Raw genomic sequence first — 12,828 nt, forward strand, 5'->3', positions numbered from 1 at the left:
TCAAAGCAGCGGGCCACGCAGAAAAGTCCTCTGGCATCCCCCTGCTCGGCCGCTTTCCGGTACAGACGGTAGCTCTCTCCCAAATCCTGGGGGACGCCCTTGCCGTATTCATAGCACCATGCCAGATTGCACTGGGCACGGGGCAGGCCCTGTTCCGCGGCGGCACGGTACCACCGCACCGCCTCCTCCCAGCTCTGCTCCACCCCCTGGCCGCTCTCGTACAGAAACCCCAGGCAGCACTGGGCGTCCTCGTCCTCCTGCTCGGCCGCCTTCCGGTACCAATCCGCGGCAGCCGACGGATCCAGCGGGACACCCCGGCCCCGCTCACAGCAGAAGCCCATACACAGCTGTCCCCGAGGATAGTCCTGCTCCGCAGCGCGGAGATACAGCCGGGCCGCCTCCGGGTAGTCCTGCTCCACGCCCTTGCTATGCTCATAGCACCAAGCCAAGTTGCACAAGGCCCGGGGATAGTCCTGCTCCGCAGCAGCGCGGTACCACCGCACCGCCTCCTCCCAGTTCTGCTCCACGCCCTGGCCGCTCTCATACAAGAACCCCAGGCAGCATTGGCCCGGCGCGTTGCCGTTCTCCGCCGCAGCGCGGTACCATTTCACCGCCTGCTCGATACTCTGGGGCAGGCCGGTGCCGAACTCCAGGCAACGCCCCAGTTCTGTCTGCGCCGCGGGATAACCCAGCCACGCGGCGGACTGATACCAGCGGGCGGCCTCCTCGTCGCTCTGCTCCACTCCCAGGCCGCGGGAATATGCCTCCCCCAGCAGGAACTGGGCCCTGGGAAAGCCGTTTTCCGCCCCCTTTCGGAAGCACTCCACCGCTTTGGAATCATCCCGCGCCACACCGATGCCATGGGCATAGCAGTACCCCAGGTTCGTCAGGGCGGGCATATAGTCCCGGGCGGCGGCCTGGGCATACAGCACCACCGCCTGCCGGGGGTCTGCAGGCACGCCGATCCCCGCCTCCAGGCACCACCCCAGGTTCGTCACACCCAGCATATCATCCAGGGCCGCCGCCTGTTGGTAGCAGGCCAGCGCGTCCGTCGGCCGCTCCTCATCCACGGCCCGGTTGCCCAGCTGCACCCAATCGGGCCCCGTCAGCTCCTCTTCGTCCACAGAGAGGAAAAAGGTGCCCCCGCACTGGGGGCAGACATCCGGTTCCTCCTCTGCCAGAAACCCGCAGTCCGGGTTCTCACAGCGATAGTAATTCATCTGCGCACCTCCTCTGTATCAAAGCGCCGCTTCATCCTCCGCAGAGGAGGCGCCCCGCAGGTTGTAGGCCTCCGGAAACGCGAACGCCCTGCCCCGGAATTTGAAGCCCGGGAACGTGTCCAGCTGGACGCCGTGAATGGCCCGGAACATGCTCTTCTCAATATTGGGATTGGTCTTTTTCAGCTCCCGCAGCAGGAGCTTCATCTCCTGCCGCTTGCTCTCGCCCACACCGTCGGCCGCACCGTCCCGCTCCTCTGTGAAGCGGCAGGCGCACTGGAGAAACCGCAACCCATTGTAGTTCTTCCAGGCAATGATGGCGTCCTCATGGACACAATACAGCGGACGGATCAATTCCATGCCTGGGAAATTTCTGCTGCGGAGCTTGGGGGGCATGGTCTGGAGCTGGGCACCGTAAAACAGGCCCAGCAGCGTGGTCTCCAGCACGTCGGAGAGATGGTGCCCCAGAGCGATCTTGTTGCAGCCCAGCTCCTGAGCCTTGCTGTACAGAAAGCCCCGGCGCATCCGGGCGCATAAGTAGCAGGGGTTCTTCTCCACCTGATAGGCAACGTCGAAAATATCGCTCCGGAACACGGTGATGGGGATGCCCAGGCGGGCAGCGTTCTCCTCGATCAGCGCCCGGTTGGCCGGGGCGTAGCCCGGATCCATCACCAGAAAAACCAGCTCAAAGGGCTGTTCTGTGTGGCGCTGGAGCTCCTGCATCAGCTTGGCCAGCACCATGGAGTCCTTTCCCCCGGAGATACAGACGGCGATCCGATCTCCGGGAGCGATCAGCTCATACCGCTTGACGGCGGCAATGAAGGGGTTCCAGAGCTCCTTGCGGTATTTTTTGATGAGGCTGCGCTCCGCAGCCTCCTGTGGTGTCAATTCGCGGGACATGGGGACCTCCTAAAGCAAAATGAGAGCGGCCGCGTCAGAACCAGATGGCCACCAGCCGCAGCAGAGAGGCGCACATTTTGCGCAGCCAAGACCGCTGATTCCACTCCGCCAGCGTATAGGGCGCGCTCTGGGCCACCATCCGGTCCATATCCTCCAGCAGGTCTTCCACCGCGGGCATGTGATAGAGGAGCACGGCACATTCGTAGTGCAGCTGGAACGTCCGGTAGTCCATGTTGGTGCTGCCCACCAGGGCCACCTCCCGGTCTACCATGACGCTCTTGGCGTGGACGAAACCGGGGGTATAGCGGTAAATCTTGACGCCGTGGGCCAGCAGCTCACCCCAGTAGGTCTCCGCCACCATGTAGACATATTTCTTATCCGGGATGGCGGGTACCACCAGCCGCACGTCCACCCCTGCGTCGGCTGCGATGCACAGGGCCTTCTGCATGGACTCCTCCACCGCGTAATAGGGCGTGGTGATATACAGCATCTTCTGGGCGGAGGCGATCAGCTGGAGGTAGGTGTCCTCGATGGGATTGTCCGGATTGTTCAGCGGACCGTCCGTGAAGGGCTGGCACCAGCCGGTGCCCTCGATCTCCACCCGGGGACGGTAGTAGTCGTCCTCATTGGGCAGGGAGCGGCCGATCATCTTCCACATCTGAATGAACTGGGAGGCAAAGCCCCAGGCCCCGGCACCGTCGATCCGGACACCGGTATCCTTCCAGTGGCCGAACCGGACAAAGAGGTTGGCGTATTCATCGGCAATATTGATGCCTCCGGTGTAGGCGTGCACCCCGTCAATGACGGCGATCTTCCGGTGGTCCCGGTAGTTGAAGTAAATCCGATTCACGTAGCGGTGGACTGGATTGAAGACCTCCACCTCCACGCCAGCGTCCTGCAGGGCCTGTAGGGAGGCGTCGGAAAAGCGGGTGAGGTTGCCGAAGTCGTCGAAGATGATCCGCACCTCCACACCGGCGGCGGCCCGCTCCCGCAGCACATGGAAGATCCGGTCCCAGATCTGGCCCTCCGCCAGGATGTAATACTCCAGGAAAATGTAGATCTCCGCTCTCTGGAGGTGGAGCACCAGGTCATCGAAGAAATCGGCTCCCTCCGCGAAATACCGGGCCTGTGAGCCGCCGTACAGCAGGAAGTCCCGCGACTGCAAATAGGAGGCCAGCCGTCCCCAGGCCGGGGAGCGGCGGCTCAGGTGGGCCACATTGGCGGCGCTGGCCTGACGGGCGCCCTCCCGCTCCACCGGAGGGGCGACCTTCCGCAGACTCAGGCTTTTGGCCTGATGGCTCCCGCCCCACAGAAGGAAAAGAATCATACCGGCCACCGGCAGGGCCAGCAGCAGGCACATCCACACCAGCTTATAGGAGGGGCTGCCGGGGCGCAGATACACCCAGATCGCCACCACTGCGCCAGCCAGCTCCAGAATGAAATAGACGTAGCTGATCTTTTCCGCCAGCAACTGGGTCAGCGCCAGCGTCAGCACGATCTGGGCAATCACCGTCAGTGCGCAGATGGACAGGCTGGTGGCGGCGGAGATCCGCCGTTCCGTCCGCTCTTCCGGCTGGGGCAGACTTCTTTTTCGCATGGTGCGGTCCACCTCCTTCTCTCTCAGCTTCGACCGCTTATCTTATTATTATACCGAAATACCCAGCACTCCGCAACCAATATTCTGTGAACAAACAGCCCCGCCGGAGGGCGGGGCTGTTGGGTCATCTGCTCCGGCAGAGCAGATCCTGCTTGATGTCGAACAGCTTCTGACTCAGATCCACATAGTAGGTGTGAGGGTTCTCGAACCGCTTCACCGTGTCCCACAGGGTATCCACCTGGGCACGGCAGTAGGCCTGGATCTCCGGCAGGGCGGGCAGCTGATAGACCAGCTCTCCTCCCTGAAAGACCGGGACCTGAAGGGGCTTTGCGGTAAAGTTCGTATAGGTCTTGCGCTTCCAGGTAGCCCTGGGATCGAAGAGCTCCAGTGGGGCGCTCTCGTCCACCGTCTCGTCCCAGACGGTGATGTAGTCCGCCTCCGCCTTGCCGGTGGCGTTGTCAAAGATCCGATAGGTCTTCTTGAAGTGGGGAATGGTGATCTTGTCCAGGTTTTCGCTGACCTTGATCTTGGGGATGATCTTCCCGTCTCCATCTTCCACAGCCGCCAGCTTGTACACACCGCCGAACACCGGCTCGCTGCGGGCAGTGATCATCCGCTCACCCACACCGAACACATCGATCTTGGCGCCCTGCAGCAGCAGGTCCTGAATAATATACTCGTCCAGGGAGTTGGAGGCGGAGATCTGGCACTCGGTCCAGCCGGCGGCGTCCAGCTTGCGGCGGGCCTCCTGGGTCAGATAGGCCATGTCGCCGGAGTCCAGACGGATGCCGCACTTGCGGATGCCCAGGGGCTTCAGCACCTCATCAAAGGCCCGGATGGCATCCGGCACGCCGGACTTGAGCACATTGTAGGTATCCACCAACAGCGTGGCATTGTGGGGATAGATCTGGCAGTAGGTCTTGAATGCCTCATACTGGCTGTCGAACATCTGGACCCAGGAATGGGCCATGGTGCCGCCGGCAGGTACGCCGTACAGCTGGTCGGAGATCGTGCAGGCGGTGCCTGCGCAGCCGCCGATATAAGCCGCCCGGGCTCCGGAGATGGCGCCGTCCGTGCCCTGGGCCCGGCGGGAGCCGAACTCCAGCACCGTTCGCCCCTGGGCCGCCCGGACGATCCGGTTGGCCTTGGTGGCGATCAGGCTCTGGTGGTTGATGGTCAGCAGGGTGAAGGTCTCGATCAGCTGGGCCTGGATGGCCGGCGCCCGGACCGTCACCACCGGCTCCCGGGGGAAGATAGGCGTCCCCTCCGGCACCGCCCAGATGTCGCCTGTGAAACGGAAGTCCCGCAGGTAGCTCAAGAAATCCTCGGAGAACAGGTGCTTGTCCCGCAGGAAGGCGATGTCCTCCTCGTCGAAGTGCAGGTTCTGAATATACTGGACCAACTGTTCCAGACCCGCGCAGACCGCGAACCCGCCGTTGTCCGGCACGTTGCGGAAAAACACATCGAAATAGGTGATCCGATCCTGGAGCCCTGCCCGGAAATAGCCGTTGCCCATAGTCAGCTCATAAAAATCGCAGAGCATCGTCAGATTGAGTTTCTCTTCCGTTTTCATAACCGTTTCCCCTGTGCCGCCGGCACAGATCCTTCCATGAAGTTTCAGGCCCCCACACCGCTGGAGGCGGTCTGTCCGGGGTTGTTATTCCCTTGAATTATAAGCGGTTCCCCCAGGAAAAGCAATGCTTTTTCCGAATTTGTTGTCAATCTTTTATCAATCGTCTTGACAACAACTCCGCCCTCCCCTATGATGGGGAAAGATTGAACCGCACATTTTCCGGTACACAGCGGACTGGAGGGTTTTCTCGTGAAAAAGTGTGCTCTCTTCTTCTCCGCGGCGGCCGTTCTGTGCATCCTGGCCGGCCTCACTGCATACCACCGCTCATTTCCTCTGGATGCGGGCCTCAATGGGCTGGAACCGGCTGCGCTCCAATGGTTCAACCGGGGCAGGTCCGTTCCCTACGAGGCGGACCAGTTGGAGCTGTACCAGCCTGTGACCGTGGGGCATCTCACCTATTATCCTCTGGTTCTGGATGGACGGTTGGGATACCTGTGTCTCTCGAGAGGATTCACCGGGCGGTATAAATTCGACCACTCCGGTCGCGGGACCGGCTCTTTCCGCAACGGAGTGGTGGAGTCCGACGGGGAGCAGATGCTGCTCTTCGAGGGGCGGAACGGCGACGGCCGCATCGCCCGGGCGGTCTTTTCACTGGAGGGCGGCGGGCCTTATGCGCTGGACATTCCGGCCTCTCCCGTCTTTCTGGTGAGCACCTCAGTGGATGATACCGTCTCCACAGGTCCTATCAGCATAGAGGAGATTGTCTTTTATGACAGCCAGGGGCGGGATATCACCAAGTCGTTTGACCTCAGCGGAGGCGCCATCCAGTAAGCGCCCCCACCGAAAACCAAGCGGCCGTCTGCCGCTGAAAGGAAGTCATCACAATGGATGTGATCTTAGGCATTGACATCGGCGGCTCCACCACCAAAATCGTGGGTCTGCGGACGGACGGCAGTGTGATCTCCATGCTGCGGGTCCGGGCGGAGGATCAGGTGACCAGCCTGTATGGCGCCCTTGGCAACTATCTCACCAGCAACCGGCTCTCTCTGCGGGATGTGCGGCGGGTTGTGCTCACCGGCGTGGGCGCCTCTTATGTGGAGGGCGACATCTACGGTCTGCCCACCTGTAAAGTGGGCGAGTTCTCCGCCAGCGGCACCGGAGCCCTGGCCCTGTCGGGCCAGTCCTCCGCCGTGGTGGTCAGCATGGGCACCGGCACCGCTTTCCTCTGGGCGTCCCCCGACGGCATCCGCCACCTGTGCGGCAGCGGCATCGGCGGCGGCACTCTGGGCGGGCTCTGCCACAAGCTGGTGGGAATGGAGCGCTTCGGCCAGATCAAAAAGCTGGCAGAGAGCGGCAACCTGGACCACGTGGACCTGACCATGAAGGACATCACGGTCCACGCCGCTCCCACTCTGGACCCGGATATGACTGCCGCCAACTTCGGCGATCTGGCGGAGGACGCCACTCCCGCGGACCTGGCGGCCGGCGTGGTCAATCTGGTGCTCCAGGCCATCGGCACCATGACGGTGCTGGCCTGCCAGTGCTGTGACTCCAAGACTGTGGTGCTGACCGGGTCCATGACCACCCTGCCCCAGGCGGTCACGAATTTCCAGCTGTTTGAAAAGCTGTACGGCATCCACTATATCATTCCCGAAAACGCCACGTTTGCCACCGCCATCGGCGCGGGACTGTACAGCCTGCAGAAAAAGCCGGAGGCCTGATTGTGCCATGACGGAAAATTGGTCCCTGTATCATCCGGAGATCCCGGAATTTCTCCGCCGTCTGGCAGAGACGCCGCCCATGGCCCGGCTGCGGCAGGTGGGCATGAACTGCGGGTGCGAGTACACGTCCTTCCCCCGTTTTGCCGGGTGGGTGCCCTACTCCCGGTTTGACCACAGCGTGGGCGTGGGGCTGATCGTGTGGCACTTCACCGGCGATCTCCGCCAAAGCGCGGCGGGACTGCTCCACGATGCGGCCACCCCCGCCTTTGCCCATGTGGTGGATTTTCTCCACGGGGACCACCTGCATCAGGAGTCCACCGAGGCACGGACGGCGGAACTCATCGAGACCTCGCCGGAGCTTCAGGCGCTGCTGAAAGAATACGGCCTCACCACGGAAGACGTGGCGGATTACCACCGCTATCCCATCGCGGACAATGACTCCCCTCAGCTCTCCGCCGACCGTCTGGAGTACACGCTGGGGGACCTGCGGTGCTACGGCTTCGCCGGGGCGGACGCCCTCCGTGTATTCTACGAAGATCTCACCGTCTGGCGGGACGAGTCCGGCCGGCCGGAGCTGGCCTTCCGCACGCGGGAGACCGCCTGCGCCTTCACAGAGGCATCGCTCCAGACCGCCCGGGTCTATGTGGCGGACGAGGACCGCTTCGCCATGCAGGCCCTGGCGGACCTGCTGCGCGATGCCGTGAACCGGCAGGTCTTGACAGAGGATGACCTGTATCGGACGGAGTCTTTTGTCATCCAAAAGCTGGAGGCAGATCCGGCCAGCGCCCGCCGGTGGCGCCGGTTCCGGCGCTTCTGCCGGGTGGAGCGGAGCGCGGAAAGGCCGGAGAACGGACTCTGGTTCCGGATTCCCGCCAAGCTGCGGTACATTGATCCGCTGGTGGCGGGCCTTGGCCGCGTCTCTCGCTTGGACGCCGGGGTGCGGCAGGCCCAGGAGACCTTCCTGGCCACGGACTTTGCCTGCTGGATCGGTGTTCCGGAGGAAACCGCCGGAGAGAATGATTGAAAGATTGGGAGAAAGAGACATGGATTACAGAGAAAAAGCCGTCCGGTGTGTGCGGGAGACCGTCCTGCCTGTCCAGGCGGCGCAGTTCCGGGCGTGCGGCTGCGACCTGGACGCCCAGTACCGGAAATACGGGGACACGGAGAGCTTTTTTGCCAAGGTTCTCCAGCCCGGGCGCCTCTATGAGGTGGGTTATCCCAAATGCGTCTGCCCTGAGGTGCTGCGGGGAGAGACGGCCGACGCCGCCCACTGCGAATGTTCCCGGCAGAGTGTGCTGTATATTCTGGAACAGCTGCTGCCCGAAAGACACATCACGGTCCGGACCGTGGAGACGGTGCTGGGCGGCGGGACCTGCTGCCGGTTCGCCGTTACAGTAGAGTAGCAGCGGAAAATGCAAACAGGAGCCCGGTGCACAGCACCGGGCTCCTGCGCTCACATATAGGGATTATTCCTCGTCCTGGGGCTTGTCCTCGTCCTCCAGGCCGTTCAGATCGAACTCCAGCTTCTCGCCGCAGTTGGGGCAGATGACCTCGCCGTCCTCCAGGACGGACTCGTCGAAGTAGATGGTCTCCTCGCAGGTGGGGCAGGTGGTGGCGTAGCAGTCCTCGTCCTCCTCCGGCTCCTCATACTCGTATACATCCTCTTCGTCCTCGTCATCCTCGCCGAAGACGGCGTCCTCCACATCCTCCAGGTCATCGCTGACAGCGTCCAGGCCGTCGTACAGCTCCTCCTGGTCCGCCTTCATATCCGCGATCTCCAGGGCGATGTCGTCCAGCACGTCGATGATGGCGGCAAGCAGCTTGCCCTCCTTCTTCTCGGTGTCCAGTTCCATGCCTTCAGCCAGGCCCTTCAGATACGCGACCTTCTCCGTAATCTCCATAACAGCAGCTCCTTTCCTTTACAAACAGCGTTGCAGTCATTCTCAGGAACAAAAGGGGGGAATACGCTTCCCCCCTTTGCCTCACTTACTCCTTGCTGCGGCCGATATACTCGCCGGTGCGGGTGTCGATCTGGATCTTGTCGCCCGTGTTGATGAACAGAGGCACCTTCACCTCAGCACCGGTCTCCAGCGTCGCGGGCTTGGTCACGTTGGTGGCGGTGTCGCCCCGCAGGCCGGGCTCGGTCTCCGTGACCTCCAGGTCCATGAAGTTGGGCACTTCCACGGTGAACACGCTGCCCTTGTAGCTCACCAGCTTGCAGACGGTGTTCTCCTTCACGAAGCGGAAGGCGTCGCCCAGCACGTCCCGGTTCAGCGGGACCATGTCGTAGGTCTCGGGATCCATAAAGTAGTACAGGTCGCCGTCGTTGTAGCTATACTCGGCATCCTTGCGCTCCACAGTGGCCTGCTCGAACTTGGCGGTGGGGTTGAAGGACTCCTCGCGGATGGCGCCGGTCATCACGTTCTTGTACTTGGTGCGCACGAAAGCCGCGCCCTTGCCGGGCTTCACGTGCTGGAACTCCACCACGGTGCAAACGCTCCCGTCCTTCTCAAAAGTGACACCATTGCGGAAATCGCCGGCAGTAATCGTTGGCATAAATGATCCTCCTCTGAAATCTCAAGAAAAGCTGACCAGCCGGCCGCCTCTCTATCTCTACAAAAATTCCTCTGCTATTTTATCCTATGTTGTCCGGTAATGCAAGTATTTTTCAGGACTTTTTTTCCATTTTGCGGCGGCAGACAGCCTTAAACGGGGCCTGGAGAGCGTGGAGCACCTTCTGCCATGCCGTCACGGCGCCGCCCACTGGCTCCACCATCAGAGGCAGGACTCCGGCCCGATTGGCGGCCAGCATATCCGTCAGCAGCTTGTCCCCCAGCATGGCGGTGCAGACCCGGTCCGCCCCAGCCCGTGCCATGGCGGCCTCCAGGCCCCTGGGACTAGGCTTTCCTGCACGGCCCTGATAAGGCACCCCCAGGTCCGCGCAGAACTCCGTCACCCGGCTGCCGGAGCGGTTGTTGGAGACGATCATGAAACCGATCCCCGCATTGCGGAGGGCGGCGATCCAGTCCCGCAGGGACTGATCCGGCCGACGGGTCTTCTTGGCGGCCAATGTAAAGTCCAGGTCGCTGAGCAGCAGGGTGATCCCCTGCTGCCGCAGCCAGTCCGGCGTGATCTCGCTGTAATGCTGGAACACCCAGCGGGGCGTCAGGGAAAACGGCATAAGCGGCTCCTTCTCTGCATAGTCTCCTTTTAGTATACCAGTCCCAACGGGATTCCACAAGGGGGAGTTCATTTTGCAGATCTATCTGGCCGTGACGCCGGCCGAGGCCCAGGAGGCCTCCCGCTTCCGCTGTTCCCTGGCCCATGTGGCCTACTGTATCGGGCCGGACTCCACGCTCCTGCGGCAGAACCTGCTGCTCCAGACCCGGGGCGGGCTATTGTCCGTCACAGACCGGGGCGCGCCCTTTATCGCCAGCCCGGAGCGGCTGTCGGCCGCCGCGCTGCGGGAGTGCGGGCGGCGGAGCTACGGCGGCGTACTGCTGGATTTCGAGCAGCCTCCTGCGCCGGACCGGCTGGCCTTTGCGGAGACGCTGGCCCGGCGCCTGTCGCCCCGCCCCGTTTATGTGCCGGAGTCCTACGCCGCGGCGTCAGGCGCCATTCCCCTGATCTGCACCGCCATCTCCGGCGGGAACTTTGTCCAGCGCCTGCAGGAGGCCGCTGCCGGACGGGACAGGGCAGGCGGTCTGGCCCTGGATGTCCAGCGGCTGCGGATGGACTTCACCCTCCCGGCTCAAAGCGGCGAAGGCCGCCCTCTCAGCGGCCGGGAACTCCAGGACCTGCTGGACCGGGAGTCCCCCTCCGTTTTCTTCTCCCAGGACCTGTGCGCCCGGTATTTCACCTATGCCCGGGACGGCGAGACGCACTTCGTCCTCTTCGACGACGCGGACACCCTTTCCCAGAAGCTGCGGACCGGCGGGAACATGGGCTTCGCCGCCGCCTTCCTGATGTATCCGGAGGTGCAGGATCTGCTGCCCAAGCTGTTTCCCGGGCGGCGGACATAAAAAGTGCTGTACCTTTCGGCACAGCACTTTTCCTTGACAGATCAATAATAGCGCTTCTTGTTCTTGCGAGCGGCCTCAGACTTCTTGCGGCGCTTGACGCTGGGGCTCTCATAATGCTCTCTCTTCCGCACTTCCGCGATGACGCCGGCCTTGGCGCAGCTGCGCTTGAAACGCTTCAGCGCGCTGTCGATGGACTCGCCGTCCTTCACATGGATCTCAGACATCTATATTTCCCTCCCTCCGAGGTATCCGGCTTAATCCAGGATACTTTAAGGGCCATAATCTATGGCTTTAACATAAGCATTATACAAACCTTCCGGGCCGTTGTCAAGAGATTTTCCGGAAAATCAGCATTTCTCCCGGGAGATCAGTCCGCCGCTCTCCGGTACACGATGGGCACATCGTACCCGAACGTCCGCTTTCCGTTCACCTCCATGGTCTCCGCCACCTCCAGGGACTCCTGAGAGAATCGCTCATACAGGGTGAACTTCAGCACCGGGGAGAACATGCTGACGCTGCCCCCCTCCCACACGCCGTCGTGCAGCGTATAGAGGGCAGGCGTGAATTTCTCGGAGATCTCCAGATCCTCCCATTTCAGGGGCGGCAGCGTCTCATAGGTGGCCGCGCCGCCGTCCGCCGCCTTGGGCAGCTGATAGGATGTCAGCTTCACCGCCTCCCCCTCCTCCGTAAAGAGGAACAGATGGGGTGAGGCGTGGGTCTTTCCCTCCGTGGTGTAATAGCTCTCCTCCAGCACAAATGCTCCCGCAAAATCCGCGGGGAGGCCGTCAATCTTGTCGTTGCACACGGTGTTGACATGCTCTGCCAGCGGCAGGGCGGGGCCGCCGCTCCGCCGCAACTCCTCCAGCTGCCGGGTATTGTCAAACCTGCCGCACAGCAGGCGCAGGAATTCATCCAGACGGCTCATAGGTTCTCCTTTCTCAGGCAGGGCCTGAAGCGCAGGCCGGACGGGATTTCCCGTCCGGCCTTTTGGTGTGATTGGGATGAACTGGGATGCTCCCACCAGATGCATCGGCCGGTTCCCGGTCCAGCGGGGCTCCCGCATCGGAATGCAGCTGGACAGGCACAGGCCGTCCGCCCCAAGGTTGTTGTCTCCGGCAAAAACGCTTGTACGCACCGCTGGGCGCAGTCTTATTTCGCGGGCTTGACGATCAGGTTCACCAGCCGGTTCTTCACCAGGATGGTCTTGATGATCTGCATCCCTTCGGTGGCCTTCCGGACCTTCTCCACCGCCAGGGCGGCATCCACCACGGCCTTCTCCTCACTGTCGGTTGGCATGGAGATGGTGCCCTTCAGCTTGCCGTTTACCTGGACGGCCAGCTCCACTGTGGAGGCCACGGTCTTGCTCTCATCCGCCACGGGCCACTCCGCCTGGCAGCACATCTTGCCCGTCTGGGCGGCGAAGCCCAGGTTCTCCCACAGCTCCTCGGTGATGTGGGGGGCGAAGGGGTTCAGCAGCAGGAGCAGATACTTCAGGTCGCCCCGGGTGCAGCCGTTGGCGTTCAGCTCGTTCACCATGGTCATCATGGCGGCGATGGCGGTGTTCATCTTCAGACTGTCCACATCCTCTGTGACCTTCTTGATGGTCTTGTGGATGACGGCCTCGTTGGCGGGGGTCACATCATAGCTGTCGGAGGCGCTCTCCGCCAGATTCCACACCCGGTCCAGGAACCGCTTGGAGCCCTTCACCGCGTCGTTGGACCAGGTTGCGGCCTTCTCAAAGTCGCCGATGAACATGATATAGGTGCGCATGGTGTCGGCGCCGTACTGGTCCACGATG

The 12,828-nt window shown here is 62.3% G+C and carries 15 protein-coding genes; 5 read left to right on the plus strand and 10 right to left on the minus strand.

Going from position 1 to position 12,828, the window contains the following annotated elements; all coding sequences use genetic code 11:
- From QVE23_RS07255 to QVE23_RS07270, 4 genes are all read right to left on the minus strand, one after another.
- On the minus strand, positions 1-1,220 hold a 1,220-nt coding region (locus QVE23_RS07255), incomplete at its 3' end, for a tetratricopeptide repeat protein (RefSeq protein ID WP_287967849.1).
- Positions 1,221-1,238: 18 nt separating this feature from the next.
- Positions 1,239-2,117, minus strand: coding sequence for a tRNA lysidine(34) synthetase (locus QVE23_RS07260; protein ID WP_021750933.1), 879 nt, complete (start codon positions 2,115-2,117; stop codon positions 1,239-1,241).
- 34 nt (positions 2,118-2,151) lie between these two features.
- A complete protein-coding gene (gene cls / locus QVE23_RS07265; RefSeq protein WP_021750934.1) occupies positions 2,152-3,714 on the minus strand; it encodes a cardiolipin synthase in 1,563 nt (520 codons plus the stop codon).
- A gap of 124 nt (positions 3,715-3,838) precedes the next feature.
- On the minus strand, positions 3,839-5,287 hold the full coding sequence (locus QVE23_RS07270; protein ID WP_021750935.1) for a nicotinate phosphoribosyltransferase: 1,449 nt from the start codon (positions 5,285-5,287) through the stop codon (positions 3,839-3,841).
- 249 nt (positions 5,288-5,536) lie between these two features.
- Here QVE23_RS07270 and QVE23_RS07275 point away from each other — a divergent pair, with 249 nt between their 5' ends.
- The 4 genes from QVE23_RS07275 to QVE23_RS07290 are packed head-to-tail and all read left to right on the plus strand — an operon-like array spanning position 5,537 to position 8,411.
- The gene (locus QVE23_RS07275; RefSeq protein WP_287967850.1) at positions 5,537-6,118 is read left to right on the plus strand and encodes a hypothetical protein; all 582 of its coding nucleotides are present in this window, start codon (positions 5,537-5,539) and stop codon (positions 6,116-6,118) included.
- Between the two features lie 53 nt (positions 6,119-6,171).
- Positions 6,172-7,008 carry a BadF/BadG/BcrA/BcrD ATPase family protein gene (locus QVE23_RS07280; RefSeq protein ID WP_287967851.1) on the plus strand — a complete coding sequence of 279 codons (837 nt, stop codon included), beginning with the start codon at positions 6,172-6,174 and terminating at the stop codon, positions 7,006-7,008.
- 7 nt (positions 7,009-7,015) lie between these two features.
- Entirely contained in the window at positions 7,016-8,032 is a 1,017-nt protein-coding gene (locus QVE23_RS07285) for an HD domain-containing protein (protein ID WP_287967040.1), read from the plus strand.
- A gap of 19 nt (positions 8,033-8,051) precedes the next feature.
- Positions 8,052-8,411 carry a hypothetical protein gene (locus QVE23_RS07290; RefSeq protein ID WP_256264226.1) on the plus strand — a complete coding sequence of 120 codons (360 nt, stop codon included), beginning with the start codon at positions 8,052-8,054 and terminating at the stop codon, positions 8,409-8,411.
- 63 nt (positions 8,412-8,474) lie between these two features.
- Here the strand turns inward: QVE23_RS07290 and QVE23_RS07295 are convergent, their stop codons facing one another.
- The 3 genes from QVE23_RS07295 to QVE23_RS07305 all read right to left on the minus strand — a co-directional run bounded on the left by QVE23_RS07295 (position 8,475) and on the right by QVE23_RS07305 (position 10,189).
- Positions 8,475-8,909, minus strand: coding sequence for a CD1247 N-terminal domain-containing protein (locus QVE23_RS07295; protein WP_021750940.1), 435 nt, complete (start codon positions 8,907-8,909; stop codon positions 8,475-8,477).
- An 85-nt stretch (positions 8,910-8,994) separates the two neighbouring features.
- Positions 8,995-9,564: an elongation factor P gene (gene efp, locus QVE23_RS07300; protein ID WP_021750941.1), complete on the minus strand. Its 570-nt coding sequence runs from the start codon at positions 9,562-9,564 to the stop codon at positions 8,995-8,997.
- A 112-nt stretch (positions 9,565-9,676) separates the two neighbouring features.
- Positions 9,677-10,189 carry a YqeG family HAD IIIA-type phosphatase gene (locus tag QVE23_RS07305; protein ID WP_036631142.1) on the minus strand — a complete coding sequence of 171 codons (513 nt, stop codon included), beginning with the start codon at positions 10,187-10,189 and terminating at the stop codon, positions 9,677-9,679.
- Between the two features lie 73 nt (positions 10,190-10,262).
- Here QVE23_RS07305 and QVE23_RS07310 point away from each other — a divergent pair, with 73 nt between their 5' ends.
- Complete coding sequence (locus tag QVE23_RS07310) at positions 10,263-11,030, plus strand: hypothetical protein (protein ID WP_021750943.1); 768 nt, start codon at positions 10,263-10,265, stop codon at positions 11,028-11,030.
- 41 nt (positions 11,031-11,071) lie between these two features.
- Here QVE23_RS07310 and rpsU read toward each other — a convergent pair whose 3' ends face one another.
- The 3 genes from rpsU to QVE23_RS07325 all read right to left on the minus strand — a co-directional run.
- Positions 11,072-11,254, minus strand: coding sequence for a 30S ribosomal protein S21 (gene rpsU / locus QVE23_RS07315; RefSeq protein WP_021750944.1), 183 nt, complete (start codon positions 11,252-11,254; stop codon positions 11,072-11,074).
- 143 nt (positions 11,255-11,397) lie between these two features.
- Positions 11,398-11,955 (minus strand): hypothetical protein, encoded by a 558-nt coding sequence (locus tag QVE23_RS07320; RefSeq protein WP_025544860.1) that lies wholly within the window; start codon positions 11,953-11,955, stop codon positions 11,398-11,400.
- A gap of 224 nt (positions 11,956-12,179) precedes the next feature.
- Positions 12,180-12,828, minus strand: a 649-nt coding sequence (locus QVE23_RS07325; protein WP_287967853.1) for a class I tRNA ligase family protein, incomplete at its 5' end; no start/stop codon positions are given.

It is taken from the genome of Oscillibacter sp. KLE 1728, from assembly GCF_934833455.1.
GTDB lineage: Bacteria > Bacillota > Clostridia > Oscillospirales > Oscillospiraceae > Oscillibacter > Oscillibacter welbionis.